This window comes from Sorangium sp. So ce1504, assembly GCF_051521635.1.
Lineage (GTDB): Bacteria > Myxococcota_A > Polyangia > Polyangiales > Polyangiaceae > Sorangium > Sorangium cellulosum_B.
Window position 1 is genome coordinate 2,484,526 of record NZ_CP150365.1, and the last position, 26,259, is coordinate 2,510,784.

A 26,259-nucleotide genomic window follows, 5' to 3' on the forward strand; every position below is an offset into this window, starting at 1 on the left:
CATCGTGACAGCGACCCTGCCGCCGCCCGAGAGGCCGGAGATCGACGCCATCGTGGAGATGATCATCTATCTCTACACGGAGTCGCGCAGGCTCACGAAGGGCATGGCGAGCGGATTCGGCCTCACCGGGCCACAGCTCACCATCCTCAAGCTGCTCGAGTCGTTCCAGGATCTCTCGCTGTCCACGCTGTCGGAGCGCATCCGGGCGCAGAACAGCACGGTGACCGGGATCGTCGATCGCATGGAGCGAGAGGGGCTCGTCCGCCGCGAACGCTCGAAGGCCGACCGGCGCGTCGTCCACATCCGGCTCAGCGAGAAGGGGGCGCGGCTCGCCCGCGAGATCCAGGTCGAACCGATGGAGATCTTCCGGAGCGCGCTGCTGAGCTTGAGCTCGACCGATCTGCGCGATCTGCTCCGGATCCTGACGAAGCTGCAGAAACAGGTGGTCTCGCGGGTCGGACAGAGCCGGACAGAAGAAGAGCGACGGCGCTGAGGACGCGAAAGGGAGGCAGGGGGCATGAGAGAGAAGCCGACGTTCACCGGGGAACCGAGGGATCCGAACGGACGAGATCCCGATATCTGCGTGGTGACCTGCGCGCTGTCAGGGGTGCTCGCCGGCCGCAAGCAATGCCCCGCCATCCCCTATACGCCGGTCGAGATCGCCGAGGAGGCGAAGCGGGCCTATGACGCAGGGGCGGCGGCGGTGCACATCCACGCGCGCAACGACGACGGATCACCGACGTTCTCTCCGGCCGTGTTCGCGCGGATCAAGGACGAGGTGCGCCAGCGCTGCCCGGTGATCCTGAACTTCTCGACGGGCACCCTCCTCGACGACGTGAGCGAGCAGTGCGCGACCCTCCGGGAGAGCCGCCCCGAGATCGCGGCGCTCAACATGGGCACCATGAACTACTCGAAGTACTCGCGCGCGCGGAAGACCTTCGATTTCGACATGGTGTTTCCCAACACGTACGCGAAGATCAGCAAGCTCCTCAACGCAATGAACGAGGCCGGGACGAAGCCCGAGCTCGAGTGCTTCGATACAGGGCACACCCAGGGCACCTGGCCGCTCGTCGACATGGGGCTCCTCAAACCCCCGCTCCAGTTCTCGTTCATCGTCAACGTGCTGGGCGGCATCCCCGCGCACGTGGAGTCGCTCCAGCTCCAGACCAGGATCATGCCTCCCGGCTCGGAGTGGGAGGTGATCGGGATCAGCCACGGGCAGTGGAGGATGCTGGCGGCGGCGCTCGTGCTCGGCGGCAACGTGCGGTGCGGGCTCGAGGACCACTTCTACCTGCCGAGCGGCGAGATGGCGCGCAGCAACGGAGAGCTCTGCGAGGTGGCCGTGCGCATGGTGCGCGACGTCGGCCGCAGGCCAGCGACGGTCGAGGAAACCCGGCAGATCCTGGGCCTGCGCGACGACGGCGCGGCAGGAGGGGCGGCCTCGTGACGGAGCGCGCGTACACGGTCATCCAGGCCTTTTCCGCGGGGGGCGTCCTCCGGCTCACGCTGAACAACCCGTGGCGCAAGAACGCGATCGGGCCGGCGATGGTGAGCGAGCTCCTCGACGCCCTCGCGGCGGGCGCGGCGGACGAGACGGTGCGCTGCGTGGTCCTGACCGGCGCGGGCGACGCGTTCTGCGCGGGCGGGGACTTCGCGCAGATCGCGGGCGCCGAGGGGGCGCCGCCGCCCGAGATGAAGGGCGATTACGCGGACCTCCTGCTCGCCTTCGCGAACTCGAGCAAGCCGATCGTGGCGCGGGTGAACGGGCACGCGCTGGGCGGCGGGCTCGGGCTCGTCGCGGCGTCGCACTTCGCGATCGGCGCCCGCGGCGCCAAGCTCGGGACGCCGGAGATCAACGTCGGCCTGTTCCCGATGATGATCATGGCGGTGCTCCAGCGGCACGTGAGCCGGCGCAAGCTGCTGGAGATGATGCTCCTCGGGCAGCGCCTCGACGCCGACGAGGCCGCGCAGTGCGGCCTCCTCAACAAGGTGGTCGAGCCGGGCGCGCTCGACGCCGCGGTCGACGAGGTGACCTCCGCCATCGCCTCGAAGAGCCCGATCGCGGTGCGCCTCGGCCTCGAGGCGTTCGCGGCGCAGGATGATCTCGACCTCGAGTCGGCGCTGCCGCTGCTGCGCGAGCGGCTCGCCGGCTGCCTCGCGACGGACGACGCGCGGGAAGGGCTCCTGGCCTTTCTGGAGAAGCGAAAGCCCCGCTGGTCGGGCAAGTAGGCGCGCCGGGGCGCGCAGGGAGAGGTGGCCCGTGAACATGCGAGAGCTCGTGAAGGACCTCGAGGCCCGCCGGGAGCAGGTGCGGCGGATGGGCGGCGAGGAGCGCGTGGCGAAGCAGCACGCGCGCGGGAAGATGACAGCGCGGGAGCGGCTCGCGGCGTTCTTCGACGACGGCGTGCACTTCGAGGTGGGGATGCACGGCACGCAGATGGGGCTCGCGGCCGGGCCGGACGGGAGCGACCGGCCGCCGGCGGACGCGGTGGTCTGCGGGTTCGGCAAGGTCGACGGGCGGATGGTCTGCGCGGCGGCGTACGACTTCACCGTGAAGGGCGGCAGCATCGGGCAGACGGGTGAGGAGAAGGTGACCCGCCTGCGGCAGATGGCGCTCCGCGGCCGCTGGCCGATCGTGTGGTTCATCGACTCGGGCGGGGCGCGCATCGATCCCGGCTCGATGCACCCGGACAGCATCTCGCTGTTCGCCGGCTCTGGGCACCTGTTCCGCGAGCAGGTGCACATGAGCGGCGTCGTGCCGCAGGTCGCGGCCATGGTGGGGCCCGGCGCCGCGGGCACGGCGTACATCCCGGGGCTCGCGGACTTCGTGCCGATGGTCAAGGACGTCGGCTCGCTGGCGCTCGGCGGCCCCGCGCTCGTGCGCGCGATGACGGGCGAGGACATCTCCGAGCAGGAGCTCGGCGGCAGCAAGGTGCACGCGACGAAGAGCGGCGTCGGGGACGCGGAGTACCCGAGCGACGCCGAGTGCATCGCCGCGGTGAAGAGGTACCTGTCGTTCTTCCCTTCGAGCTGCGACGAGGAGCCGCCGCGCCTGCCGATCACGGATCCGATCGACCGGCGGGAGGAGTCGCTGCTCGACCTCCTGCCGGAGAGCCCGCGGCGCGCCTACGACATGCTGAAGCTGATCGACGCCATCGTCGATCACGGCGAGCGGTTCGACCTGAAGCCGCGGTGGGCGCGGTCGATCATCACCTGCCTCGCGCGCATCGGCGGCCAGCCGGTCGGCGTCGTGGCCAACCAGCCGACCCAGATGGGCGGCATCCTCGACGTGGACGCGTCGGACAAGGCCGCGCGCTTCATGCAGATCTGCGACGCGTTCAACATCCCGCTCGTGTTCCTGCAGGACGTGCCGGGCTTCATGATCGGCTCGAAGGTCGAGCACGAGGGGATCATCCGCCACGGGGCGAAGATGCTGCACGTCATGGCGGCGGCCACCGTGCCCAAGATCACGGTGGTCGTGCGCAAGGCGTACGGCGCGGGCTACTACGTGATGTGCGGGCGCGCGTACGAGCCGGACCTCATTGTCGGCTGGCCGACCGCCGAGATCAGCGTGATGGGGCCGGAGGGGATGCTCGGGATCGCGGCGAGGAAGATGTTCGGTGACGCGCCGCCGCCGCCGGAGGTGAAGCAGGGGATGGTCGACGCGATCCAGAAGAACATCGACGTGATGAAGGTCGCCGGCTGGGGCCTCATCGACGACGTGATCGATCCGCGGGACACGCGGAGGGCGATCGCGTGGGGGCTGGAGCTCGCGCGGAAGAAGCGGGTGGAGCGGCCGGAGAAGAAGCGGGGGATCCTGCCGGTGTAGGGAGCCAGGGACGGGGTGCTCGGCCTCAGGGTGTCCCAGCCGCGCGCCGGCGCATCCCTGTCGTTACTCGTCGTGAGCCTCGTGTTCCGACGCCTGGCTGGCCTCGGGCTTGGGCGTCGGCACGGCTCGCGGCGCGGCCGCGTAGAACGGCTCGGGAGCGCTCTTCACGCGAAGGAGCGTCGTGTTCTTGGCGGGGACGACGGCGGTGTACGCGTCCAGGCCGAGCTCGCTGCCCGGCTCGTTCGCGTGCAGCGTGGCCGTGACCTCGTAGAGGCCCTCGCGGTTGAACGTGTCGGCGGGGCAGACCTCCCGGAGGAGGAGCGAGACGTCGGCTGATGCGCCGGGCTTCAGCGTCCTGAAGAGATCGCGCGGGATCGCCCCCGTCGGCGGGGCCGCCGCGCAACTCGTCTCGCCGTTCGGGCCGGCGACGTGGAACTCGAGCATCCGAGACCGGATGGCGACGGTCATTGCGCGCCTGCCAGCGTTCTTGGCGCTCACCCGGACGACGATCGAGCGAGGGCTCGCCGCGTCGGACCAGGGTTCGCTCGTGAGCTCCAGGCGAGGCGCGTTGGCGTCCACGATCGGCTTGATCGGCGGACCGGCGCTGTGGCTCTTGTCCGACGGAACACGCTTTTCCGGGGACTCGCCAGCTGGCCTGTCCGCGGACGTCTGGGCCGCTTTCTCGTCCCTGGGTTGAGCAGCCTTGTCGCCCGGAGGCTGAGCCGTCTCGTCCACCGGAGAGGCTGGCTCGGCGCCGCCCGCATCGTTCGCGGCGGCCTCCTTGGGGGGTAGGCCGTAGCTCAGCACGACGGTGGGCGCCGCGAGGCCGGGCGCAGGGGCGAACGCCGGCGGATCGTCCGTCGACTCCGCAGCGAACGGCGCCGCCGGCGGCTTCTTCGACCACTTGGGCGGAGGACCCCAGCCGTACCAGGTCCTCACCACCGAGCCGCCGGCGAGCGCCGCCTCGTCCTTGCCGAAGCAGAGCAGGCGCGGGTCGAAATGCTCCATGTACGACTGACCGGGCGCCAGCAGCAGCGCGCGCCGCTCCGGGAAGCCGCTCGGCTTGAGCCCCGCGGGCGCGGCGCAGCGGACCGTCTTCTTCGCGCGCTTGTTCAGCGTGTCGACCTCCAGGCGCAGCAGCCGCACGTCCGCCGGGATGCGCATCGGCCGCTCCCCTTCGTTGTCGATCCGCAACGTCCAGGGCCCGTGAGGCGATGGCGCGATGAGCCACAGGCGCGCCGGCGAAGGCGGCAGCGGCGGGGACTCGGGCGCCTTCTTCTTCGCGTTTGTCTTGGGCGCGCCGACGCTCGCCTTGGGCGCGGCGACCTTGCTCCCTGCAGGCGGCGGGGCCGCGCCAGCCTTCGGCCCCTCCGTTGGCACGGCGGAGCCCGGCCCCTCGCTCTGCTGCGCGGGGCTCGACTTCTCCTCCGCGAGCGCGGGCGCAGGGCTCGACGCGAGCCCCATCACGGCCGCTGCAGCAGGAGCGATCGAGGTGAACAGACAGGCGATCCGGACGAGACGTGTGCGCATGGAGGATCCGTTCGGGAGCGAACGCTTCCGCTTTCTTTCCGGGGGCGTCAACCTTAGCGTAGCCAGCGAGCCTGGCCTCCTCTGGAGCGCCCGGGCGCTCTCCCATCGCTCGAAGCGTGGTCATGCGCGGCCTGTACGCCATCGTCGACACCGACTCGCTCGCGCGCCGCGGGCTCGATCCCGCGGCGTTCGCCGAGGCCGTCCTCGACGCGCGCCCCGCGGCCATCCAGCTGCGCGACAAGCGGGGCGGGGCGGCCCAGACGCTCTCGCTCCTCCGCGCGATCCAGCTCCTGGCCGCGCGCGCGGGGGTGCCGCTGTTCGCGAACGACAGGGCGGATCTCGCGATCCTCGCCCGCTGCGACGGCGTGCACGTCGGCCAGGACGACCTCCCGGTGGCCGCGGTGCGCAGGCTGGCGCAGCGCGCTTCCGTCCCGCTGCGCGTCGGGCTCTCGACCCACACGTCCGCGCAGATCGAGGCCGCGCTGCGGGCGTCGAGCGAGCTCCGCGATGCCGGTGGTTCCGGCGATTCCCTCGAGCGCCTCGACTACGTCGCCATCGGGCCGATCTTCGCGACCTCGAGCAAGGAGCGCCCCGACGCCGTGGTCGGCCTCGAGGGGCTCGCGTCGCTGTGCGCCATGGTCGAGCGGGTGCGTCCCGGGCTCCCGGTCGTGGCGATCGGCGGCATCTCCCTGGAAAGGGCGGCCGAGGTGGGCGCGCGCTGCTCCGCCGCCGCGATCATCGCCGCGCTGCTGCCGGATCAGGGCACGCCCGCGCCGCGCGCCCTCGAGGAGGTGAGCGCGCGGGCGCGGGCGCTCCAGCAGGCGCTCTCGCAGGCGCTCGCGCTGGCGGGCGCGCGCGCGGCGCCGGTGGACGGGGGCGCGCGATGAGCCTCACGCTGCTCGCGGCGGCCGCCGCGGTGGCCGCGACCGTTGGCTACATGGCGTCGCGCCGCGAGCGGGAGGCGCCGGGAGGGAACGGCGGCGAGCGCGCGGGAGACGCGCCGGCGGCGCCCCCGGGGGACGCGCCGTGGCACGAGCTGCCGTTCGCGCTCGGCGACGTGGTCCTCGCCGGGAGCGAGGAGCGCTGGCTCTCGGGCGCGATCGTCGCGCGCGAGCGGGGCGAGATCGTCGCCGCGGTGTTCCTCGCGCCCGAGGGCGGCGCGCACGGGGCGGTCGTGGCCTTCCCCGCGCCTCGGCGCGAGATCCTGTGGCTCGCGCCGGCGGCGGCCGATTCGCCGGACGAGCCGCCGGCGACGCTCGAGATCGCGGGCGCGACCATGCGGCGGCGGGCGCGGCTGCCGGCGGCGCTCGAGCGGTGCGGGCAGGGCGCGCCCCCCGTGGGCGACGCAGGGATCATCGCCCTTTACGACGGCCCCGGGCGCGACGCGGCCGTGGTGCTCGCCAGCGAGGGGCGGATCCACGCGTGGGCCGGGCGGCGCATCGAGGACGGCGGATACGAGCGGCTGGGCGGAGGCGGCGAGGGCTGACGCCGGCCCGCGCGGCCACGTGGGCGCGCGGCGCCTGTCAGCCGACGACGCTGCGCAGCTCCGCGATCAGCGACGCCATCGCGAGGCTCGGCGAGGCGTTGCGCTCGAGCTGCGCCACGGCGCGGGAGACCGCCGCGTAACGCCGGGCCGACAGGCCTGCGTGGCGCGGATCGGACGCGACCGCGGCGCGGGCCTCGCGGGCGAGCGCGGCGCTCAGCGCGCGGAGGTCGTCCTTGAGGGCGCCCTTGTCGCGGTCCACCGACTCGGCGAACGCGACGGCGGGCCCGAGGTCCCGGGCGGCCGCGGCCTCGAGGACACCCTTTACAAAGGCGTCGCGCGAGGCGGTCTGCTCCTCGTCCGCGAGATCGAGCGCCGTGGACGCGCTGCCGGCGGCGAGCTCGACGGCGAGGTCGTGCCGCCCCTCGGGCACGCCGCGATCGCGGAGGACGCGGCGGATGAGGGCCTCGGAGAGCGGGGCGAAGCGCACGGGCAGGGTGCGCGAGCGGATCGTGTTGAGCAGGCGATCGCCGCGCGAGGTCAAGAGGATGAAGTGGGTGCCGGGCCGCGGCTCCTCGAGCGTCTTGAGGAACGCGTTCGCGGCGCCGACGCTGAGGTCCTCGGCGTCGCGGACGATGAACACCCGAGCGCGCCCCTCGTGGGGCGGGTAGGCGGCGCGGGCGAGCACGATGGCGCGGACCTGATCGACCGAGATCTCGGTCAGCTCGTCGCGGCTCCGGCCGATGACGGCGGCGGGGTAGAAGTTCTTCGCGACGATCTGCACGTCGGGATGGAGCGGCGCCGCGGGGCGCCCGTCGGAGCGCGCGGCCGCGCGCCGGCACGCGTCGCAGCGCCCGCAGCCGAGCGGGTCGCCCCCGGTGCAGACGAGCGCCTGGGAGAGGGCGACGGCCGCGAGCTCCTTGCCGACGCCCGGCGGGCCCTCGAAGCGGTAGGCGTGGTGCACGCGGCCCGCCTCGAGCGCGCGCACGAGCGTGCCGACCGCGGTGTCCTGGCCGAGGATGTGGGAGAACGGCACGGCCCGCTATCTAGCACGACCGGGGGTCGACCTGGTCCCGGTCCGCGCCGCGCGCGAGGCCGCCCGGCGGCGGCTTCCTTCCCGCGCGTCTTCTTCTTCATTCCCGCGCGTGATGGCGTCCTCGTCATCGTCATTGCGCGCGGCGGTGATAGGTTGCCGCGCATGCGCGTCCTCGTGCTCGGCGGCACTCGATTCATGGGTCATTTCCTGGTCTATCGCCTGCTCGCGGCGGGCCACCAGGTCACGCTCCTGAACCGCGGCGCGACGCCCGACGCGTTCGGCGATCGCGTCGCGCGGGTCCGCTGCGATCGCGCGGCCGGCGATCTCGCGCAGGCGCTCGGAGGTCGCGAGTTCGACGCCGCGGTGGACTTCACCGCGTACACGGCCGCGGACGGCCGCGCGGCGGCCCAGGCGCTCGGCTGCGGGCGCATCGGCCACTACGTGATGATCAGCACCGGCTCGGTGTACCTCGTCCGGGAGGCGTGCCCGCGGCCGTCGCGCGAGCGCGACTACCACGGCGCGCTCCTCCCTGAGCCCGCGGGCGAAGAGGACCGTGAGGCGTGGTCTTACGGCGTGAACAAGCGCGGCTGCGAGGAGGAGATCGCCGCCGCCTGGCAGAGGGATCGCTTCCCCGCGACCGTCCTGCGCATCCCGATGGTGAACGGGGAGCGCGATCCCTACCGCCGCCTCGATCGGTACATCGTCCGCATGCTCGACGGCGGTCCGCTGCTCGTCCCGGACGGCGGCGGACACGCGGTGCGGCACGTCTACAGCGGTGACGTCGTCAGGGCGATCGTGAAGCTGCTCCTCGTGCCGTCGACCTTCGGCGAGGCGTACAACCTCTGCATGGACGAGACGCCGACGCTCACCGAGCTGCTCGAGCTCATCGCCTCGCTGCTCGGCGCGCCGGCGCGGCTCGCACCGATCCCGTCGGCGGCGATCAGGGCCCGCGGCATCGATCCGGTCGCGATGTCGCCGTTCAGCGACCGCTGGATGTCGATGCTGGATCCGGCGAAGGCGAGGGCGGAGCTCGGCTTCCAGCACACGCCGCTCCGGCGCTGGCTGGAGACGGTGATCACGTCGCTGCTCGCGAACCCGCGTCCCGAGCCGCCGGACGGCTACGAGAAGCGCGCCGAGGAGATCGCGCTCGCGGCGGAGCTCGCCGGCGCGGTGGGCGGTGGAGGGCGCTGACCCTGCGCGGGCGCTTTCGCCCGCGAGGCGAGGGGGAGGAAGGCAGGCGGGCGTTGGACCGGCTCCTGCGTTCCTGCGAACATCGGACGGAGGGAGATCTCGCGATGCAGGATGTGCAACCCAAGCGGGTCCTGGCGGCCATCGACGCCTTCCTGAGCACGCCGCTCGACGCGGCGCTGTCGCGGCACCGTGAGGCCGATCCGGCCGAGCGCGCGCTCGCGCTGTTCCACGAGGTCGCCGCCGCTGTCCCTGCTTACCGCCGCTTCCTCGCGGAGCACGGCGTGGACCCGGCGGCGATCCGGACGCCCGCGGATTTCGCGGCGCTGCCGGTGATCACGAAGCAGAACTACGTGCTCAGGCACCCCATCGCGGATCTCTGCCGCGGGGGGCGGGTCGAGCCGTGCGACATGATCGCGGTCTCCTCTGGCTCGACCGGAAAGCCGACGTTCTGGCCCCGCTCCGTCACGGACGAGCTCCCGGTCGCCCGGCGCTTCGAGCAGGTGTTCCACGACGGCTTCCGGGCCGACACGCGCCGCACGCTCGCGGTCGTGTGCTTCGCGCTCGGCTCGTGGGTCGGCGGGATGTACACCGCCGCGTGCTGCCGTCACCTCGCGGCGAAGGGGTATCCGATCACGGTCGTCACGCCGGGCAACAACAAGGACGAGATCTTCCGCGTCGTGCAGGATCTGGGGCCGGCGTTCGAGCAGGTCGTCCTGCTCGGCTATCCGCCGTTCCTGAAGGATGTCATCGACACGGGGCGGGCCCGGGGCGTCGACTGGGCGCCTTTCCGGATCAAGCTCGTGATGGCCGGGGAGGTGTTCAGCGAGGAGTGGCGGACCCTGGTCGGCGAGCGCGTCGGGTCGGCGTCGCCCTGCTACGACTCGGCTTCGCTGTACGGGACGGCGGACGCTGGCGTGCTGGGCAACGAGACGCCGCTCAGCGTCGCGATCCGCCGGTTCCTCGCGGGGAGGCCGGACGCCGCGCGCGCCCTTTTCGGGCAGGACCGGCTCCCGACGCTGGTGCAGTACGACCCCGCGGAGCGGTTCTTCGAGCAGCGCGAGGGGATGCTCCTGTTCTCGGGCGACAACGGCGTCCCGCTCGTCCGTTATGCGATCCTCGACAGCGGGGGCGTCACTTCACACGCGGAGATGATGGCGGCCCTGGCCGGCTTCGGCTTCGACCCGCGGCGGGAGCTCGACGGGGAGCGTGGGGCCAGGGAGCTCCCGTTCGTCCATGTGTTCGGGCGCTCGGATTTCACGGTGTCGTACTTCGGGGCGAACATCTATCCGGAGAACGTGGTCGTGGGCATCGAGCAGCCCGGCGTGAAGGAGTGGGTGACCGGAAAGTTCGTGCTGGAAGTCCGCGAGGGCGCGGACAGAGATGCGTACCTCTCGGTGGTGGTCGAGCTCGCGCCGGGGGAGGGGGAGAGCGAGGCGCGGCGCGAGGCGGCGGCGCGGTCGATCGAGGAGCACCTCGTCCGGCTGAACAGCGAGTTCAGGAGCTACGTGCCGGCCGGGAAGCGGGCGCCGCGGGTGACGCTGCGGGCGGCGGGGGATCCGGAGTACTTCCCGCTCGGGGTGAAGCACCGGTATACGAGAAAGCCGGGTGGGTGAGTGCATAAGCGGTACAGGCACCTCGCGTCGTTCTCTGCACAATTCCTGTACTGTGCCTGGATCACCTCGGCCTGCGGCCGGGCCGGGCTGTGTTCATGTTTCGTGGCAAGGCCATAGGGCCGAGCGTGAATGTCGGCGGCCGTCACGCATTCCTGTCCACGTGGACGACATGGGGCGAAGCCCGGTTGACGCCTATGGGAGAGAAGGAGGCCGATGTCAGGGATCGGCCTCGACCTCGTCCGCCGGCGGGGGGAGGGCGGTGGAAACCGCGTCCAGGAGCGCCCAACAGAACGCCGCTACGTCGGGAAATCGCTCCGATGCCTCGAACTCGATTGCTCGCTCCAGCACTTTCCTCACCGCATCGCTGCACGGAAGCTGCTCCAGCACCCGCCCCGGATAGCGCATCATGATCGGTGGCAGCTCCGCTCCGTGCAGACAGAACACCGCCGTCATGCCGAGCCCGTACACGTCTGCGCGCGCGTCCGCCTCGTGCGGGCGGTGCATGAGCTCCGGCGCCGCATAGAGGAACGTCCCCAGCGCGCCGCTCCTCGTGCCGCCCGTCGTGTCGCGCGCCCAGACCAGATCGAAGTCCGTGATCCGGGGCAGCCCGTCCGCGTCGAGCAGGATGTTTGCCGGCTTCACGTCCCGGTGCACGAGCCCCTGCCCGTGGGCGAACGAGATCGCCTCTCCAGCGCTGAGGAGCATCGGTATCACCCGCTCTGCTGGCAGCCGCTTCCCGATGACCGCGCTGTGCACGTCCTCGCCATCGACGAGCTCCATCACGAAGTAGTGCCAGCCGCTGTCCTCGCCCTTGGGATCGAGCATGCGCACCACGCCGGGGTGGTCGAGCGCAGCCATCGCGCGCGCTCCCCGGAAGAACCGCTCCCGGCGGATCTCGTCGCCCGCGAGGTTCGGGTGCAGCACCTTGATCGCCACGGGCAGGTCGCCCCGCCCCGCGTCGAGCGCGCGCCACACGGTCGCGAACCCCCCTCGACCGATCCGCTCGAGCAGCAGATAGCGGCCTTCGCCGAGCTCCTCGCCCACGTGCAGCTGGCCGCCTTCCCGGCGTTTACGCCGGAGGTCGAGGATCTCCCCGTCCACTTCCGCGGTGCTCGCGCACGCGGCCTGGAGCTTCACCCTGCGCTGCTGCGCTGCCGCAAGCCTCTTGTCGATCGCGCGGATCGCGTCCTCGGCCTCGCGCAGGGTCGAGGCGAACGTTCTGGGCGGCTCTGGCTTCTTGACCGGTGCCTCCGGCTGCGCGCTCGCAGCGGCCTCTTCCACCGTCGCGCGGATGCCTCGGACGACATCCCTCCACGCTTCATCCAGGTTGGCCCAGCTCGTCACCGCCGCGCCGTCCCGCGGCAGCGCCTGGAGCTCCGAAAGAGCGGTGCCCTCCAGGTCGCACGCGCGCACCAGGATGGGCACCACGCGCGCCGCCCCGCTGCGATGCCGCTCCAGCGCTCGCCCGAGCTCCCGCTCGTAGCAGCTGTCCGAGGCGAGGAACGCCTCGCTCACCAGCAGCAGCACCACCTCGGCGGAGGAGAGCTCCGCCGCGATCGACTCGTCGCGCATCGCGCCTGGGCCGATCCGGCCGCGGTGCCAGGTGCTCACCAGGCCCTGCCGCTTCAGGGAGGCGAGGTGCGCCTCGAGCGCTTCGAGGTGCGACCGATCCGCGGGGGCGTAGGAGATGAAGACGTGGACCGCCATGCGCAGAGGAGCGTCGCTGCGGCGAGCACGCTGCGTCCCGGCCGCCCGCTCCCCGCCGACCAGGCTACCAGACGCGGCGTGGGCTCTCGACCCTCCGTTGGCTCCGCGCCGCCCCGGCCCTGGAAGCGGCCGGGGCGGGGCCCCGGGGCGCGGGCCGTCGACCTGCGAGATCGAGGGGCCACGATGCCAGCGCGGAGACGTGCTCGCCGCGCTCGCTCAGCCTCTTCGCCTGGTCGTTGCCCGGCCCCTCCGGCCAGCGTCGCCGCGCGCCACGTCGGCCGTTGCCTCGGTGCACCTCGGGCGCGGCCGGCAGCGCTCTCGCGCCGCGGAGGCGTCCTCTCGCGCTTGCTGGTAGAAGCGTCGCCCAGAACTCATGCGCAACACCTCCCCCCCGCTCATCGTCCTCGGCTGCGGCTTCACCGGCGCGGTGGTCGCCGGCCTGCGGAGGGCGTCCGGCGGCCGCGTCGTCGCGACGACGCGCTCGCCGGAGCGCGCCGCGGAGCTCGCGCAGGCGGGCATCGAGGTGAGCGTCCTCCCGGCGCTCACCGCCGAGGCCGTCGACCGGCTCGTGACCGACGGCGCGGACGTGCTCGTCGCCTTCCCGCCCGACGGCGCGACCGACGCCGCGATCGCGCCTTCGCTCCGCCGCGCGCGCGCGATCGCGTACGTCTCGTCGACCGCCGTGTACGGCGACGCGACGGGGCGCATCGACGAGGCGACACCCACGTCGGCCGACGGCCCACGCGCGGCGGCGCGCCTCGCGGCCGAGGACGTGTACCGCGCGCGCGGCGCCGTGGTGCTGCGCGCCGCGGGGATCTACGGCCCGGGCCGCGGCCTGCACCAGCGGCTCTTGCGCGGCGACTTCCGCATGACCGGCGAGGGCGATCGGCAGGGCAGGAACGTCGTTTCGCGCATCCACGTCGAGGACCTCGCGCGCCTCGCGCTCGCGGCGCTGGAGCGCGTCGAGCGCGCCGCCCCCGGCGAGGCCTTCCTGGTCGCGGACGACGCGCCCGTGCCGCAGATCGAGGTCGTCCGCTGGCTCTGCGCGCGGCTCGGCCTCGCGCTGCCGGCCGGCGCGCCGCGGGAGGATCTGCACGAGACGCTCCGCCACGATCGCGCCGTGGACAACGCGAAGATCAAGCGCGCCCTCGGGATGGCGCTGCTCTACCCGAGCTACATCGAGGGGTTCGAGGCGTGCCTGGCCGTCGAGGCCGAGGCGCCGGCCCCCGCAGCGAGTGAGCGCGCCGTGCGGCACCGCGGGTGAGCCGCGCTGGCATCGCGGGTGAACCGCCGCGCGGCCGCGCCGTTCGCCGCCCGCGCTGTCACGCCTCGTCATCCGCGGTGCCTTGCGGCGGCTCCTGCGGCTCCGTCGTGTCGAGCCGGTCGAGCTCGCGGAAGAGCGCGTCCAGATCGAGCGTCAGCCCCTCGCAGCCCGGAACCTCCCGGAGCACCCCTCCGGGCGCGGTGAGGCGGTGCTGGTAGAGCCCGCCGCGCGCGAGCTCGTGGATCTCCAGCGTGCGGAGCTGCGGATCGAGCAGCCAGTACCAGCGCACCCCGAACGCGGCGTACTCCTCGAGCTTCTCGACGCGATCGCGCCGGCTGTCCCGCGGCGAGGGGGAGACGATCTCGACCATGATGTCCGGCGGGATGCCGACGGCGCCACGGGCCGGGGGCCTCCGCGAGGTCGAAAGGAACGCCGACACGTCGGATTTGCGCCCGCGCCGCGGCTTGAGCGCGTACTTCACCTCGGAGCCGAAGACGAAGCCGCCGCGCGGGATGAGCCAGGCCCGCAGGGTGTGGATGAGCCAGGCGACAGCCAGCTCGTGGACGCAATCGGGCATCTCTTCCTCGACCAGGCGGCCATCGATGAGCTCACCGGCTTCGTCTTCCGGCAGCGCTGCCCACTCCGCGACGGACAAGAGGCGGGCTGCCTGGGGCTCAGGATACGGGCGCTGGCTCACGCCTGGAAAACTACCATCACCGCGCGCCTCGTGCCGGGTCATGAGCGGGGTCGCGAGGTCACGCGGCGCGCCTGCACGGCGCGGCGCGGCGACGCACGATGTCCAGCGAGGCGTTCATGCCTGCCGTGAAAATCAGGCATCGACGGACGGGATGACCATGACTAGGGTCGAGGCTCTTGGAGGATCGTTGGATGAAGCTTGGATATTGGATGGTGCTTGCACTTGCGGCTGCCGCGGTGGGCGCAGGCTGCGGTGATGACGAAGGCGCGAGCAGCGGCGTCGGGCCAGGCGGCTCGGGCGGGGCTGGCGCTGGAGGCGGAGGCGCTGGAGGCGGAGGCGCCGGAGGCGGAGGCGGAGAGGGCGGCACGAGCGACGGCGGGAGCGGCGGGCAGCCCCCGACGCCGCGGTGCGAGCCGTCCGACCCCGCGCTGGCCGACCGCGACGCGGACGAGCTGTACGCGGCGGAGGAGGTCCCGCGCTTCGACTTCTACCTTCCGGAAGAGCGCTGGGCGGAGCTCAAGGCGAACGCCCGCGACGAGCGGTATGTCGAGGCCGAGGCCTGCTACAAAGGCAAGAGCCTGGGCGTGGTCGGCCTGCGGTTCAAGGGCGGTTACGGCACCCTCGACATGTGCTTCGACGGGGAGGGGAACCTCACCTGTCCGAAGCTCAGCATGAAGGTGAAGTTCGACGAGGTCGTCGGCGGACAGCGCTTCTACGCGCAGAAGCGCCTGAACTTCCACTCCATGATCTGGGACCCCACCCGGCTCCACGAGCGGATCGCCTATGGCCTGTTCCGGGAGATGGGCGTCGCCGCCCCGCGGAGCGCGTGGGCGACGCTGAACGTGAACGGCGAGTCGCAAGGGCTCTTCTCGATGGTCGAGGACGTGGACGGCCGCTTCCTGGAACACCACTTCTCCGAGGCTCCGGACGGCGATCTCTACAAGGAAGCGTGGCCGGTCTCGGACGACGCCGGCTACTACGCGGAGCGGATCGAGACGAACGAAGACGTGGCCACGCACGAGCGATTCATCGCGTTCTCGACCGCCCTCGCGTCCGTCGAGGGCGCGGAGCGGCTCACCGCGCTGTCGGAGTGGACGGACATCGAGCAGCTGCAGCGCTACATGGCGGTCGACGAGGCGATCGTGAACTGGGACGGCGTCACGACCTACTACGCCAACGAGGCGGGCGCCGCGTTCAACCACAACTTCTACTTCTACGACGAGCCGTCCTCGGGCAAGTTCCACCTCATCCCGTGGGATCTCGATCAGACCCTCGGCCCCAGCACCTACTTCGGTCACGTGCCGCGATGGACGGAGACGCCGGCGGACTGCAGCGCCGTGGTCCCGGTGTTCATGGGCTCCGAGCACGTGCGCCCGCCGGGCTGCGACGCCCTGTTCGCCGCCTTGAACCAGGACGCAGCGGGCTACAAGGCCGCGCTGCAGGCGCTCCATGAGGGCCCGTTCAGCGACGGGCGGCTCGAGGAGCAGGTCGACAAGTACGCGGCGCTGATCCGCACCGCCGTCGAGGAGGACCCGCTCGGGCCCGGGCTCGCCGGGTGGGAGCCCGCGGTGGAGCGCCTCAGGAACGAGCTGCCGATCCTGCGAGAGCGCCTGGGCCGCTTCGCCAGCGGCACGCCCCTCGCGCCCTTCTCGTTCACCGCGACGGGGATCAACGACTTCGAGGCCGCGGACACGCTCGGGCTGTACGTCGGGACGGTGCTGTCCACCAACAACGCGTCGAGCGCCGTGCAGGGCCTTTCGCAGGAAGATCCGCTGAACGGCGCGCAGAGCATGCTCCTCCGCTTCGACTTCCGCGACGAGGCGTCTCCCTGGGGGCAGTACGTGTACTTCGGGGTGCCTCTCGCCGAGGGCATGATCGACGCGACGGCGCTCGAGGGGGTCCGCTTCTGGGCGCGGGCGGAGGCGGCGCGCGGGATGCGCTTCGACGTCGAGAGCCCGGCGCAGAGCGAAGGGCTCTCGGGCGTTCGCCACGGATGGGACGTGCGGCTCACCGCGGAGCCGACGCTGATCGAGCTCAGGTTCGCCGACATGGCGCTCCCCGGCTGGGCCATCGATCAGGGGCGCGACCCGGGCGACGACGTGAACGACGTGCTCCGGTCGATCGTCGGCCTCTCCTTCAGCGCGGAGATGAACGGCGTCCGCGCGAACGGCTTCCTCGGCAAGGACAAGGCCGACTCGGGCACCATCGAGATCGATGATGTCGAGTTCTTCGGGCCGACGTCCGAATCACCCTGAACGACGGATACGGAGGCCCGGGGCCGAGCGCTCCGGGTCTCCGCCCCTCCTGCGGCGCAGCCCGAGGCTCACGGCGAGGAGCAACGCGGCGACGCCGCCGGCGGACGGCGCGTCGCCGCCGAGGCTGCAGCTGCAGCCCGCCGACTCCCCGCTCCCGCTCGCGTCCCCGCCCGCGCCGGTGGAGGGAGCCCCACCCGAGCCCGATCCGTCCCCGCCCGCGCCCGATCCGGCGTCGCCCGCGCCGACCGAGGCGGCCACGTCGAGCGTCGGACCCGCCGCCGTCGTGGTGGCAGGAGCCGGCGGCTCCTCGGCGCACATGCCGGCCACGCACCGCTCGCCCGCGGGGCACACGACGCCGTCGCAGAGGTCGACGCACGCCCCGCCACGGCAAGTGGTGCCCGCGCCGCACGCGACGTCGGCGCACGCGGCCTCGACGCACCTCCCGGTGTCCGCCGCGCAGCGGTCCTCCGACGGACAGCCCCGGCAGCCGCACTGGACCACGCAGACGCCGCTCTCGCACACCTCGCCCGCGCCGCACGTCACGCCGTCGCACGGATCCAGGCAGCGGTCGCCGCGACAGGTCTGACCGTGCGGGCAAACCACGCCGTCGCAGGGCGCGCGGCACTCGCCGTCATGGCACACCTCGCCGACATCGCACATCGCGTCGACGCACGCCTGCTCGACGCACAGGCCCTCCACGCACACGAGCCCCAGCTCGCACGGGAACTCGGCCGAGCCGCAGCGGTTCACGCAGCGGCCGCGGCTGCACACCTGGTACTCCGGACAGGGCGCCTCCTCGTCGACGATGTCGTCGCAGTCGTTGTCGATGCCGTCGCACTGCTCGGCCTGGCTGCCAGGCTCGACGATCGGCGTGCAGATCGCCTGTCCCTGCGCGTCGCAGTCGGAGATGCCCGCGCGGCACGCGCCCACGTTCTCCTCGACCTCGCACGGCTGGCCGGCCGCGGGGCACGTGATGCCGGAGAAGCGGAACAGGAAGTCCTCGTAATCGAGATCATTGCCGTTGACGCCCGCGCTGCCGGCGGCGTTCCGGAAATCGAGATCCTCGAACCCCAGGTAGAACGTGTTGGCGAGCTGGTTCGACCTGTAGATGAGATCGGAGTACCAGGGCCCCGGGCTCTCGCACGCCGTACACTCCACGTTGAACCGGTGCTCGGTGTAATGGTACTGCGTGGCGTTGCCGTTGCCGGTGCCGTTCGGGTTGGGGATCAACACGAAGCCGATGAGGCCTCCCGCGTAGGCGGGGTTCTCCCGGATCGAGACGGCCGTCAGCTCGCGCTTCTCGGTGGGCGGCAGGGAGCCAGAGAACGGAAAGAGCATCTGGATATCGCTCTCCGGCGCCGGCGTGCTGAGGTTGGCTCCGGCGTCGACGGGGACATACAGCGGCGGGTCGCCGCTGTCGCGGCCATCGTCGACGTTGTACCAGCCGACCGCGAAGTTGGCGCCGCCCCCCTTCTCGATGTACTTGCCGCTGAACTCGCAGAGCGGCGAGAACACCTGGGGCTCCACCGCGGCGTCGGCCACGACGTCGATCATCTCGTCGAGCATGTCGTTCTTCGTCGAGCCGTTCAGCAGATCGCTCAATCGGCTCGTGATCACGGGGACGACGGTGCCGTTCGGCTGCACCACATCCGCGCGCGCCGCCCCGCCCGTGCCGAGCGCCACGAGGAGGGCCGCACGCCACGCGAGAGAAGACGGTTTGTTGGGGGTCGACCAGCGCATAGGGCTTCTCCTTCCGACAGAACACGTGAGTCCGGATCGTAAAGTGGACTCGAGTTTTGCTCTCCTGTCCAGGTGGCGCGCGCCCGCTCGAACCAAATAACGACGGATGTGGAGGACCAGCCCACGTGAGAACACTTCGTGTCTGTACGCACGAAGGCGGGTGATCCCCTTTTTCCAGTGCGCCGGATGACGGGTGATGTGATGACGAAGGGGCGCACGGCGCCGGCTCTGCGCCGCCGTCCGCGTTCTTTCGCGTTCTTTCGCGTTCTTCCGCGTTCTTCCGCGTTCTTTCGCGTTCCGCGAGCCAACGTCCGTTCGAGCCAGCGAGCCAGCGGACTCTGCCGTGTCACGATGCGCCGACGGCGGCGGCGCTCACGCCGCGCCGTCGGTGCGCGCCGCGCCAGCCCGCCCGGGCCGGGGCGCTCAGCCGTCCTGCTCTGCCGGCTCTTCCCGCTTGCGCGCGAGCGCCGCGAGCTCGCGGACGAGCTCCGGCATCCCCTCGCCCGTCGCGGCGCTGATGAGGTGGAGCTTCACCTTCGCCTTCGCGAACCGCGCCTTGAGCTTCGGGTAGGCCTCGCGCACCTCGGTCAGATCGGCCTTCGTCAGGACGACGATCTCCGGGCGCTCCGCGATCTCCGGGCTGAACTTCTTGAGCTCCTTGCGGAGCGCCCGGTAGTCGGCGAGCGGCTCGCGGCCCTCGCCCGGGTCGAGCGTCACGAGGTGGAGGAGCGCCCGCGTCCGCTCCACGTGCCTCAGGAACTGGATGCCGAGCCCTACCCCCTCGCTCGCGCCCGGCACCAGCCCGGGGATGTCCGCGATGACGAAGCTCGACCCGCCCGCGCGGACGCCGCCGCCGATCTCGACCATGCCCAGGATCGGGGTGAGCGTCGTGAACGGGTAGTCGCCGATCTTGGGCCGGGCCGCCGAGACGGCCGCGACGAAGGTGCTCTTGCCGGCGTTGGGGAAGCCGAGCAGGCCGATGTCGGCGAGCACCTTCAGCTCGAGGCGGAGCTCGCGGGCCTCGCCCGGCTCGCCCGGCTCGGCGCGCCGCGGAGCCCTGTCGTGCGGCGACTTGAAGTGCAGGTTGCCGCGGCCCCCCTTGCCGCCGCGGGCGACGATGACCCGCTGGCCGTGCTCGGTCACGTCGGCGATCAGCTCGCCGCTCTCCGCGTCGAAGATCTGCGTCCCCACGGGGAGCTTCTCGACCCGGTCGGCGCCGGCGCGCCCGTGGCAGTCGCTCCCCATCCCGTGCTCGCCCCGGTCGGCCTCGAGCGTGCGCGCGTAGGTGAAGTCGAGTAGCGTGGACAGGCCTCCGTCGCCCACGAAGACGACGTCCCCGCCGCGGCCGCCGTCTCCACCCGCGGGGCCGCCGAACGGGATGTACTTCTCACGACGGAATGCGATCGCTCCATTGCCGCCATCCCCGGCGATCACCTTCAGACGGCACCGATCGACGAACCGCATGACGGCGGCTCATAGCATACAATTTAGGAAAGACCCCAAAGCGGAAGGGCGCCCCGCGCATCGGGCCGCCCGCCGGACCGCTCGCCCAGGAGACCCCAGGTGCCCGCTCGAATCCTGATCGTGGACGACAACACGAGCCTCGCCGGAAACCTCCGCGAGGTCCTCGAGGGCGCGCGCGAGCTCGACGTGGAGGTCGCCCTCGCGCCCGACGGCAAGCAGGGGCTCGCGGCCGCCCGGCGCGACGGGTTCGACGTCGCGGTCGTCGACGTCAAGCTCCCGGACGCGAGCGGCCTCGAGCTCATCGCCCCGCTCCGCGCCGCCGCCCCCCACGGCGAGATCGTCCTCGTGACCGGCTTCGCGACCGTCGACGCCGCCATGGCCGCACTCCGCGCCGGCGCCTTCGCCTTCATCCTCAAGTCGTTCCGCCCCGAGGAGCTCATCTCCACCGTGGCCCAGGCGATCGAGAAGATCTCGCTGAAGCGGGAGCGGGAAGAGCTCGAGCGCCGGTACCGGGCGATCATCGACGCGGCGGACGTGCTCATCCTCGGCCTGAACGCCGGCGGCAGCGTCGCGCTCTTCAACCCGCGCCTGACCGCGCTGACCGGCGTGTCCTGCGACGCCGCGCTCGGCATGGCGTTCTGCGAGGCGCTCGTCGACGAGCCCGATCAGCGCCGGTTCAACCAGTCGTTCCTGAGCGTGGTCGAGGGCGACGCCGCCGCCGAGGTCGAGGTCGGCGTCCGGGACGCGGTGGGCGCGATCCGCCGCGTGCGCTGGCACCTCTCCGGCGTCCGCGGCGGCGGGCGCGGCGGCAGGACCGACCTCGTCTACGGCATCGGCATCGACGTGACCGAGCGGCGCGCCCTCGAGCGGCGGGCCGCCGACGCCGAGGCCCTGAACGCCATGGCCCCGCTCGCCCTCGGGCTCGCCCACGAGATCAGGAACCCGCTGAACGCCGCGGTCCTGGAGCTCCACCTGCTCAGCCGCGGCATCGACCGCCTCTCCGACGAGGCGATCCGCGAGCCCATGAAGCGGCGCGTCGGCATCGTCGAGGCGGAGATCGCCCGCCTGGGCCGGCTCCTCGGCGAGTTCCTCGAGCTCGCCCGGCCGCGCGCGCCCCACCGGGAGCCCGTCGATCTGGCCCGCGTCGTGCGCGACGTGCTCGATCTCGAGGAGGAGGCGTTCGCGAGCCACCACGTCGAGGTCGTCCGCGATCTCGCGGACGACTGCTTCGCGCTGGGCGACGTCGAGAAGCTCAAGCAGGTGGTCTTGAACCTCGTCGTCAACGCGCTCGACGTGATGCCCGACGGCGGGGTCTTGCGGGCGTGCGCGTCGGGGGACGCGCACGAGGTGTGGCTGTCGATCGGGGACACGGGGCCGGGGATCGCGCCGACGATCCTCGCCGAGATCTTCGATCCGTTCTTCACCACGAAGGCGGCGGGCACGGGCCTCGGGCTCGCGATCGTCCGGAAGATCGTCGACCAGCACGCGGGCCGTGTGGATGTCGACGCGCACGCCGCCGACGGCACGACGGTCCGGGTGAGGCTCCCCCGCTTCGTCCCCGAGCCCATCGAGCGCCCGGTCGGCTCGTCACCCCCCCGCGTCGCTGGCGTCTGACTCGCCGCCCGGAACGCGCACCGCCGAGCGCCGCTCACCCCACGATGCGCATGGGGGGCTTCAGGGGGAGGGGAGGCTTGGAGCCAGGGGCGGAGGGGATCGCGGAGGGGGCGGGCTTGGGCACCTCGCCCTCGAGGGCGGCGAGCGCGACGAACAGCCGGTCCATGCCGTAGTCGAGGGCCACCTCGCGCTGGAAGACGTGGGCGACCTTGATGAGGCGCAACGACGTCTGCTTGCCGAGGTCGATCTCGCGCTCGAGGAACGCCTCGAACGAGCCGTAGCCCTTCGCCTGATACAGCTCCTGCTGCTGGATCTCGGCGAGCACCACCCCGATATCGAAGAACCCCTTGTCGAGCCGCTTGCGGAGCGTGCGGATCTTCTGGGTCTGATTGTGGAGCTCGGCGATCTTCGCCTTGATCTCCTCGGCGCCGCTCGGCACGCGGATGGTCGCCCGGGCGCTGCCAGGGGGCGCCGGCTCCGCGGCCCGGGCCCGCGCCTCGGCGGCGTGCTTCGCAGCGTGCCGCGCAGCCCAGGGCGCAGCGCCACGGAGGCCGAGCTTACGCTTCGACGCGCTCGACGCCGATTTCGAATCTTCCTTGATTACCGGATTCACGGGCTTCGCAAGCTGAGCTTCTGCGCCCCCCTTGCTGCTCGAAGAGGCCTTCTTCTTCATACCCGTCGCCTTCTCGGAGCTGCCCTGCTTTGTGATCTTCGGCATGTCGCTGCGTCCCCCGCTGGGTACGAGATCGTCGCGGCCCTTCGCCTCAAGCGCGCGCCGCCCGCGCGGCGGTAAAGACCCGCACGGCTGTCAAGCCCGATTGGCTCACCAGGTCGTCGCCTTACCAAAAAATCGACCACCCCGTCCACTAAGTTTCGGGGAGGCTCCTCGCTTTCCCGAAGGGCAGCATGACCCAAGATCGGTCCGGGAGCCAAAACCAGCGAGCATCGCACGCTATCGGGCCTCCCGGAAAGCTGGTCGCCCGGCGGGACCGCTGGGTTTCGTCGGCCACATCGGTCCACAATCGCCGGCCCCGGCGGGCTCGGCGCTGGGGTCCGGCGAGAGCCGCGCCCGCGACGCCTGTCGCGCGCCGGTCGCCTGCCGGGCGGTTGGTCATCCATCCATCCAGCCGTCCCGCGCGATCCCGCGTCATCCCGCGCTCCAAGCGCAGGGGTGGGTCGTGGTAGATCGCGGTGTATGACCTCTCCGCCCGCCGGTCGCGACCCCGCCGATGACGTCCCCAAGGCCGTGGTCGCTGATGCGCCGCGTCGTGCGAGCGAAATACCACGAGGCGCGGCGAGCAGCCGGATTGCCGTGGTGGTGAACGGCAACGCCAAGAGCGTGACGGCGGAGGTGATCGAGACGCTCGATCAGATCCTTGACACGGGGGATCTGTTCGTCTCGCGGCGGGTGGAGGAGAGCGAGGGCATCGCGCGGATCCTGGTCGACCGGGGTTACGGCACGATCCTCACGGGCGGCGGCGACGGGACGTTCACGGTGGTGGTGACGGCCGTTGTCAACGAGGCGAAGCGGCGCGGGCTGCCGCTGCCGCGGTTCGGGCTGCTGCGCCTGGGGACGGGCAACTCGCTGGCGTGGGTGCTCGGCGCGTCCGGCGGCGCGGGCGCGAAGCCCGGGCTCGCGGTCGACCTCCAGCGGCTGCGCGCCGAGGCCGGGAGCCGGAACCTGCGGCTGGTGGAGGCCGAGGACATCCTGTCGCCGTTCTGCGGCTTCGGGATCGATGCGGTGATGCTCCGCGACTACAACGCGGTGAAGTCGGCGCTCGCGCGGGGCCCGCTGAAGCGGCTCGCGCCGGGGCCGGTGGCGTACGCCGTCGCCGCGGCGACGCGGACGATCCCGAGCTACCTCGTGCGGCGAACACCGCACTGCCGCATCATCAACGAGGGCAACGACGCGATCCGCGTCGGCGAGAAGGGGGCGATGCTGGGGGCGCCCATCAAGAAGGGCGGCGTCATCTACGAGGGGCCGGCGAAGATCGCGGCGCTGTCGACGATCCCCTATTACGGCTTCGGCTTCCGGATGTTCCCCTATGCGGACGATCGCCAGGACCGGATGCAGCTGCGCGTGTCGGTGGTCTCGCCGTTCACGTTCCTGCGGAATTTCTCGAGCATCTGGAGCGGAGAGTTCGACGATCTGGAAACGGTGTTCGATTACTTCGTGGATGAGGTCACGATCGAGATGGACCCGGCGACGAGCTTCCAGATCGGCGGCGACGTCCGCGGGGAGCGATCGCGGGTGCGCGTGCGCCTGACCGAGCCGATCCGGATCGTGGATTTTTACGCGCCGCCGCGCGGATGAGGCTCACCCGTCCGGCAGGGCGCGAGACGACACGGATTGGACCAGATTGGCACGACCCGCGTCGTGCTCCTGGCGCAGGGTGGCACGGTGGAGCGCTTCGGGGGCTCCTGATGCCACGACTCCCGGGGATTTCGCGGGATGAGCGGGCGGCGAGGGGCTGGCGCAACGCTTGCTCCGGTCATGTGCCATGAACATCAAGCTGACCATTCTTCGCTCCGGTTCGGTGGGAATTGCCTCGCTTGCGCTCCTCCTCGGCGTGGCGTCGATCGGCGCTGGATGCGCCGCGCAGGTGACAGAAGGGGAAAGCGGTGAGGGCACCGATGAGGGCGCGCTCGAAGGCGACGAGCTCGAAGGCGACGAGGCGGAGGCGGCGTGTGAGATCGGCGAGTCCCGGAGCTGCACCGTCAATGGGACGGAGGGCTTCGAGCAGTGCGAGAACATCGACGGGGTGGCGACCTGGACCGGGTGCCAGGCGGGCGGCAGCGTCACCAGCACGCCGCTCGTGCTCTCGTTCGAGCAACGGCCGGTCGAGTACGTGACCGCGATGAGCGGCGCCTTCGATCTGAGCGGGCTCGGGGCCACGATCGCCACCGACTGGCCGACCGCGGCGACGCCGTGGCTCGCGCTCGATCGGGACGACAACGGGGCGATCGACGGCGGCGAGGAGCTGTTCGGCTCGGCGACGGTGCTCTCGAGCGGCGCCCGCGCGGACAACGGGTTCACCGCGCTCCGCGAGCTCGACACCGACGGAGACGGCCGGATCACGGCGCGGGACGAGGCGTGGTCGCGGCTCGTGCTCTGGAGCGACCGCGACGCGAACCGCGCCTCGAGCGCCGGCGAGCTCGAGCCGCTCGCGTCGCGCGGGCTCGTCGCGATCGAGCTCTCGTATGGACGCGATCGGCGCTGTGACACGCGCGGCAACTGCGAGATCGAGCGGGCCTCGTTCACGTTCTCGGAGGGCGCCTCGACGCGGACGGGCGCGGTCGTCGACGTGCACCTGCGCTGGCAGTGACGCCGCCGCGGGGGCGGCGCGGAGCTGCCGGGCGATCAGTCGTAGTACTCGTTGCCCAGGTGGGTGATGAGGTCCTCCCCCATGAGCCAGCGCATCGTGTTCTTGAGCTTCATCGACTGGATGAAGAGATCGTGCTCCGGGTACAGGGCCGGCGCGGTCATGGGGCTCTTGAAGTAGAAGCTGAGCCACTCCTGCGTGCCGCGCAGCCCGGCGCGCTGCGCGAGATCGAGGAGGAGCGCCAGGTCGAGCACGAGGGGCGCGGCGAGGATCGAGTCGCGGCAGAGGAAGTTGATCTTCACCTGCATCGGGTAGCCGAGCCAGCCGACGAGATCGATGTTGTCCCACCCCTCCTTGGCGTCGCCCCGTGGGGGGTAGTACTCGATCCGCACCTTGTGGAAGAGCTTGCCATAGAGCTCGCCGTGGACGTGCGGCTGGAGGATGTGCTCGAGCACCCCGAGCTTCGAGACCTCCTTCGATCGGAACGAGTCCGGGTCGTCGAGCACCTCGCCGTCGCGGTTGCCGAGGATGTTCGTCGAGAACCACCCTGCGACGCCGAGCATCCTGGCCTTGAGCCCCGGGGCGATCACCGTCTTCATCAGGGTCTGGCCGGTCTTGAAGTCCTTGCCGGCGATGGGGACCTCCTGCTTGCTCGCGAGCTCCCACGCGGCCGGGAAATCGACCGTCAGGTTCGGGGCGCCGTTCGCGAACGGGACGCGCTCCTTCAGGCAGGCCCACGCGTAGATCTGGGAGCTCGAGATCGCCGGGTGGTCCTCGGCGAGGCCCGCCTCGAAGCGCGCGACGGAGGAGTGGACCTCCGCCGGCGCGATATAGACCTCGGTCGATCCGCACCAGACGGCGACGGCGCGCGCGGCGCCGCTGTCGCGCAGGAAGGCGCGGATATCCTCCCGGACCTGCTCGACCATCGCGGCCTTGCTCGCGCCCTTCTTCACGTGGTTGCCGTGGAGCCGCCGGACGTACTGCGGGTAGAACACCGCGGGCATCGGGCGGATCCGCTCGAGCTCCTCGCGGACGGCGTCGAGGTGGCGGTGCTCGAGCACGTCCGCGTGCCGCGCCGACTCGTAGGCGTTGTCGGGGAAGATGTCCCACGCGCCGAACACCAGCTGATCGAGCGCCGCGATCGGCAGGAAATCCTTGATCCTGGGCGCGCGTTCGTCGGTGCGCCGGCCGAGCCGGATCGTGCCCATCTGGGTGAGCGACCCGATGGGCGCCGCGAGCCCGCGCCGCGCGAGCAGGGTGCCCGCGATGGTCGTCGTGGAGACGGCGCCCAGCCCCGGCAGCAGGACCCCGAGCTTGCCCTCCGCGGTCTTGATCTTTTTCGGCTGCTTCACGTGACGTGTTCCCCCCGGTCGTGGTCGTGGGCGCTCGCCGGGCAAGGCGGGGCATCCGCCGGCGCCGTGGGCGCGGCGAGCGCGACGTCGGTCGAGGCCGCGCGGCGCTGCGACCCGCCGGGAGCATGAAGCTCGAGGGCCGCGATCACCACGGGCGCGGC

Annotated in this window: 21 protein-coding genes; 13 read left to right on the plus strand and 8 right to left on the minus strand. The window is 71.8% G+C overall.

Annotated features, from left to right (window positions below; translation table 11 throughout):
* Nucleotides 1-4 precede the first annotated feature (4 nt).
* From WMF39_RS09585 to WMF39_RS09600, 4 genes are read left to right on the plus strand one after another with little or no spacing between them, the layout of a single operon-like run.
* A complete protein-coding gene (locus WMF39_RS09585; RefSeq protein WP_437551312.1) occupies nucleotides 5-493 on the plus strand; it encodes a MarR family winged helix-turn-helix transcriptional regulator in 489 nt (162 codons plus the stop codon).
* A 24-nt stretch (nucleotides 494-517) separates the two neighbouring features.
* Entirely contained in the window at nucleotides 518-1,447 is a 930-nt protein-coding gene (locus WMF39_RS09590; protein WP_437745229.1) for a 3-keto-5-aminohexanoate cleavage protein, read from the plus strand.
* Nucleotides 1,444-2,229, plus strand: coding sequence for an enoyl-CoA hydratase/isomerase family protein (locus WMF39_RS09595; protein ID WP_437745230.1), 786 nt, complete (start codon nucleotides 1,444-1,446; stop codon nucleotides 2,227-2,229). The genes WMF39_RS09590 and WMF39_RS09595 overlap by 4 nt, the downstream gene beginning before the upstream one ends.
* A gap of 37 nt (nucleotides 2,230-2,266) precedes the next feature.
* Nucleotides 2,267-3,829 carry an acyl-CoA carboxylase subunit beta gene (locus WMF39_RS09600; protein ID WP_437747959.1) on the plus strand — a complete coding sequence of 521 codons (1,563 nt, stop codon included), beginning with the start codon at nucleotides 2,267-2,269 and terminating at the stop codon, nucleotides 3,827-3,829.
* A 63-nt stretch (nucleotides 3,830-3,892) separates the two neighbouring features.
* Here WMF39_RS09600 and WMF39_RS09605 read toward each other — a convergent pair whose 3' ends face one another.
* Nucleotides 3,893-5,359: a hypothetical protein gene (locus tag WMF39_RS09605; RefSeq protein WP_437745231.1), complete on the minus strand. Its 1,467-nt coding sequence runs from the start codon at nucleotides 5,357-5,359 to the stop codon at nucleotides 3,893-3,895.
* Between the two features lie 122 nt (nucleotides 5,360-5,481).
* On the opposite strand from WMF39_RS09605, the gene WMF39_RS09610 reads away from it, so the two are divergent.
* Both WMF39_RS09610 and WMF39_RS09615 read left to right on the plus strand, forming a co-directional pair.
* Entirely contained in the window at nucleotides 5,482-6,246 is a 765-nt protein-coding gene (locus WMF39_RS09610) for a thiamine phosphate synthase (RefSeq protein ID WP_437745232.1), read from the plus strand.
* Nucleotides 6,243-6,845, plus strand: a complete 603-nt coding sequence (locus WMF39_RS09615) for a hypothetical protein (RefSeq protein WP_437745233.1) — start codon at nucleotides 6,243-6,245, stop codon at nucleotides 6,843-6,845. Before WMF39_RS09610 ends, WMF39_RS09615 begins: the two co-directional genes overlap by 4 nt.
* 37 nt (nucleotides 6,846-6,882) lie before the next feature.
* On the opposite strand, the gene WMF39_RS09620 is transcribed toward WMF39_RS09615, so the two are convergent.
* Complete coding sequence (locus WMF39_RS09620; protein ID WP_437745234.1) at nucleotides 6,883-7,878, minus strand: ATP-binding protein; 996 nt, start codon at nucleotides 7,876-7,878, stop codon at nucleotides 6,883-6,885.
* Nucleotides 7,879-8,040: 162 nt separating this feature from the next.
* Here WMF39_RS09620 and WMF39_RS09625 point away from each other — a divergent pair, with 162 nt between their 5' ends.
* A complete protein-coding gene (locus tag WMF39_RS09625) occupies nucleotides 8,041-9,069 on the plus strand; it encodes an NAD-dependent epimerase/dehydratase family protein (protein ID WP_437745235.1) in 1,029 nt (342 codons plus the stop codon).
* 104 nt (nucleotides 9,070-9,173) lie between these two features.
* On the plus strand, nucleotides 9,174-10,682 hold the full coding sequence (locus WMF39_RS09630) for a phenylacetate--CoA ligase family protein (RefSeq protein WP_437745236.1): 1,509 nt from the start codon (nucleotides 9,174-9,176) through the stop codon (nucleotides 10,680-10,682).
* A gap of 216 nt (nucleotides 10,683-10,898) precedes the next feature.
* On the opposite strand, the gene WMF39_RS09635 is transcribed toward WMF39_RS09630, so the two are convergent.
* Nucleotides 10,899-12,389, minus strand: a complete 1,491-nt coding sequence (locus WMF39_RS09635) for a protein kinase domain-containing protein (RefSeq protein ID WP_437745237.1) — start codon at nucleotides 12,387-12,389, stop codon at nucleotides 10,899-10,901.
* A 373-nt stretch (nucleotides 12,390-12,762) separates the two neighbouring features.
* On the opposite strand from WMF39_RS09635, the gene WMF39_RS09640 reads away from it, so the two are divergent.
* Nucleotides 12,763-13,653 carry an NAD-dependent epimerase/dehydratase family protein gene (locus WMF39_RS09640; RefSeq protein WP_437745238.1) on the plus strand — a complete coding sequence of 297 codons (891 nt, stop codon included), beginning with the start codon at nucleotides 12,763-12,765 and terminating at the stop codon, nucleotides 13,651-13,653.
* A 58-nt stretch (nucleotides 13,654-13,711) separates the two neighbouring features.
* Here the strand turns inward: WMF39_RS09640 and WMF39_RS09645 are convergent, their stop codons facing one another.
* Nucleotides 13,712-14,350, minus strand: coding sequence for a Uma2 family endonuclease (locus WMF39_RS09645; protein ID WP_437745239.1), 639 nt, complete (start codon nucleotides 14,348-14,350; stop codon nucleotides 13,712-13,714).
* 191 nt (nucleotides 14,351-14,541) lie between these two features.
* Here WMF39_RS09645 and WMF39_RS09650 point away from each other — a divergent pair, with 191 nt between their 5' ends.
* A complete protein-coding gene (locus WMF39_RS09650; protein WP_437745240.1) occupies nucleotides 14,542-16,605 on the plus strand; it encodes a CotH kinase family protein in 2,064 nt (687 codons plus the stop codon).
* Here the strand turns inward: WMF39_RS09650 and WMF39_RS09655 are convergent.
* Nucleotides 16,597-18,345 carry a hypothetical protein gene (locus tag WMF39_RS09655; RefSeq protein WP_437745241.1) on the minus strand — a complete coding sequence of 583 codons (1,749 nt, stop codon included), beginning with the start codon at nucleotides 18,343-18,345 and terminating at the stop codon, nucleotides 16,597-16,599. The genes WMF39_RS09650 and WMF39_RS09655 overlap by 9 nt on opposite strands.
* A 423-nt stretch (nucleotides 18,346-18,768) precedes the next feature.
* Nucleotides 18,769-19,809, minus strand: a complete 1,041-nt coding sequence (gene obgE / locus WMF39_RS09660) for a GTPase ObgE (RefSeq protein WP_437745242.1) — start codon at nucleotides 19,807-19,809, stop codon at nucleotides 18,769-18,771.
* Between the two features lie 99 nt (nucleotides 19,810-19,908).
* Between obgE and WMF39_RS09665 the strand changes: the two genes are divergently transcribed.
* Nucleotides 19,909-21,423, plus strand: coding sequence for an ATP-binding protein (locus tag WMF39_RS09665; RefSeq protein WP_437745243.1), 1,515 nt, complete (start codon nucleotides 19,909-19,911; stop codon nucleotides 21,421-21,423).
* Nucleotides 21,424-21,457: 34 nt separating this feature from the next.
* Here the strand turns inward: WMF39_RS09665 and WMF39_RS09670 are convergent, their stop codons facing one another.
* Entirely contained in the window at nucleotides 21,458-22,141 is a 684-nt protein-coding gene (locus WMF39_RS09670; protein ID WP_012234436.1) for a hypothetical protein, read from the minus strand.
* Between the two features lie 477 nt (nucleotides 22,142-22,618).
* Here WMF39_RS09670 and WMF39_RS09675 point away from each other — a divergent pair, with 477 nt between their 5' ends.
* A complete protein-coding gene (locus WMF39_RS09675) occupies nucleotides 22,619-23,737 on the plus strand; it encodes a diacylglycerol/lipid kinase family protein (RefSeq protein WP_437745244.1) in 1,119 nt (372 codons plus the stop codon).
* Between the two features lie 187 nt (nucleotides 23,738-23,924).
* On the plus strand, nucleotides 23,925-24,749 hold the full coding sequence (locus WMF39_RS09680; protein WP_437745245.1) for a calcium-binding protein: 825 nt from the start codon (nucleotides 23,925-23,927) through the stop codon (nucleotides 24,747-24,749).
* A 35-nt stretch (nucleotides 24,750-24,784) separates the two neighbouring features.
* On the opposite strand, the gene WMF39_RS09685 is transcribed toward WMF39_RS09680, so the two are convergent.
* Nucleotides 24,785-26,098, minus strand: coding sequence for an inositol-3-phosphate synthase (locus WMF39_RS09685; RefSeq protein WP_437745246.1), 1,314 nt, complete (start codon nucleotides 26,096-26,098; stop codon nucleotides 24,785-24,787).
* Nucleotides 26,099-26,259: the final 161 nt, after the last annotated feature.

Bases quoted from the DNA above. Each gene is read 5' to 3' on its own strand.
- WMF39_RS09610 (WP_437745232.1), top strand. From the start codon at position 5,482: ATGCGCGGCCTGTACGCCATCGTCGACACCGACTCGCTCGCGCGCCGC.
- WMF39_RS09680 (WP_437745245.1), top strand. From the start codon at position 23,925: ATGAACATCAAGCTGACCATTCTTCGCTCCGGTTCGGTGGGAATTGCC.
- WMF39_RS09650 (WP_437745240.1), top strand. From the start codon at position 14,542: ATGAAGCTTGGATATTGGATGGTGCTTGCACTTGCGGCTGCCGCGGTG.
- WMF39_RS09655 (WP_437745241.1), bottom strand. From the start codon at position 18,345: ATGCGCTGGTCGACCCCCAACAAACCGTCTTCTCTCGCGTGGCGTGCG.
- WMF39_RS09605 (WP_437745231.1), bottom strand. From the start codon at position 5,359: ATGCGCACACGTCTCGTCCGGATCGCCTGTCTGTTCACCTCGATCGCT.
- WMF39_RS09600 (WP_437747959.1), top strand. From the start codon at position 2,267: ATGCGAGAGCTCGTGAAGGACCTCGAGGCCCGCCGGGAGCAGGTGCGG.
- WMF39_RS09670 (WP_012234436.1), bottom strand. From the start codon at position 22,141: ATGCCGAAGATCACAAAGCAGGGCAGCTCCGAGAAGGCGACGGGTATG.
- WMF39_RS09615 (WP_437745233.1), top strand. From the start codon at position 6,243: ATGAGCCTCACGCTGCTCGCGGCGGCCGCCGCGGTGGCCGCGACCGTT.
- WMF39_RS09630 (WP_437745236.1), top strand. From the start codon at position 9,174: ATGCAGGATGTGCAACCCAAGCGGGTCCTGGCGGCCATCGACGCCTTC.
- WMF39_RS09675 (WP_437745244.1), top strand. From the start codon at position 22,619: ATGACCTCTCCGCCCGCCGGTCGCGACCCCGCCGATGACGTCCCCAAG.
- obgE (WP_437745242.1), bottom strand. From the start codon at position 19,809: ATGCGGTTCGTCGATCGGTGCCGTCTGAAGGTGATCGCCGGGGATGGC.
- WMF39_RS09635 (WP_437745237.1), bottom strand. From the start codon at position 12,389: ATGGCGGTCCACGTCTTCATCTCCTACGCCCCCGCGGATCGGTCGCAC.
- WMF39_RS09625 (WP_437745235.1), top strand. From the start codon at position 8,041: ATGCGCGTCCTCGTGCTCGGCGGCACTCGATTCATGGGTCATTTCCTG.
- WMF39_RS09590 (WP_437745229.1), top strand. From the start codon at position 518: ATGAGAGAGAAGCCGACGTTCACCGGGGAACCGAGGGATCCGAACGGA.
- WMF39_RS09640 (WP_437745238.1), top strand. From the start codon at position 12,763: ATGCGCAACACCTCCCCCCCGCTCATCGTCCTCGGCTGCGGCTTCACC.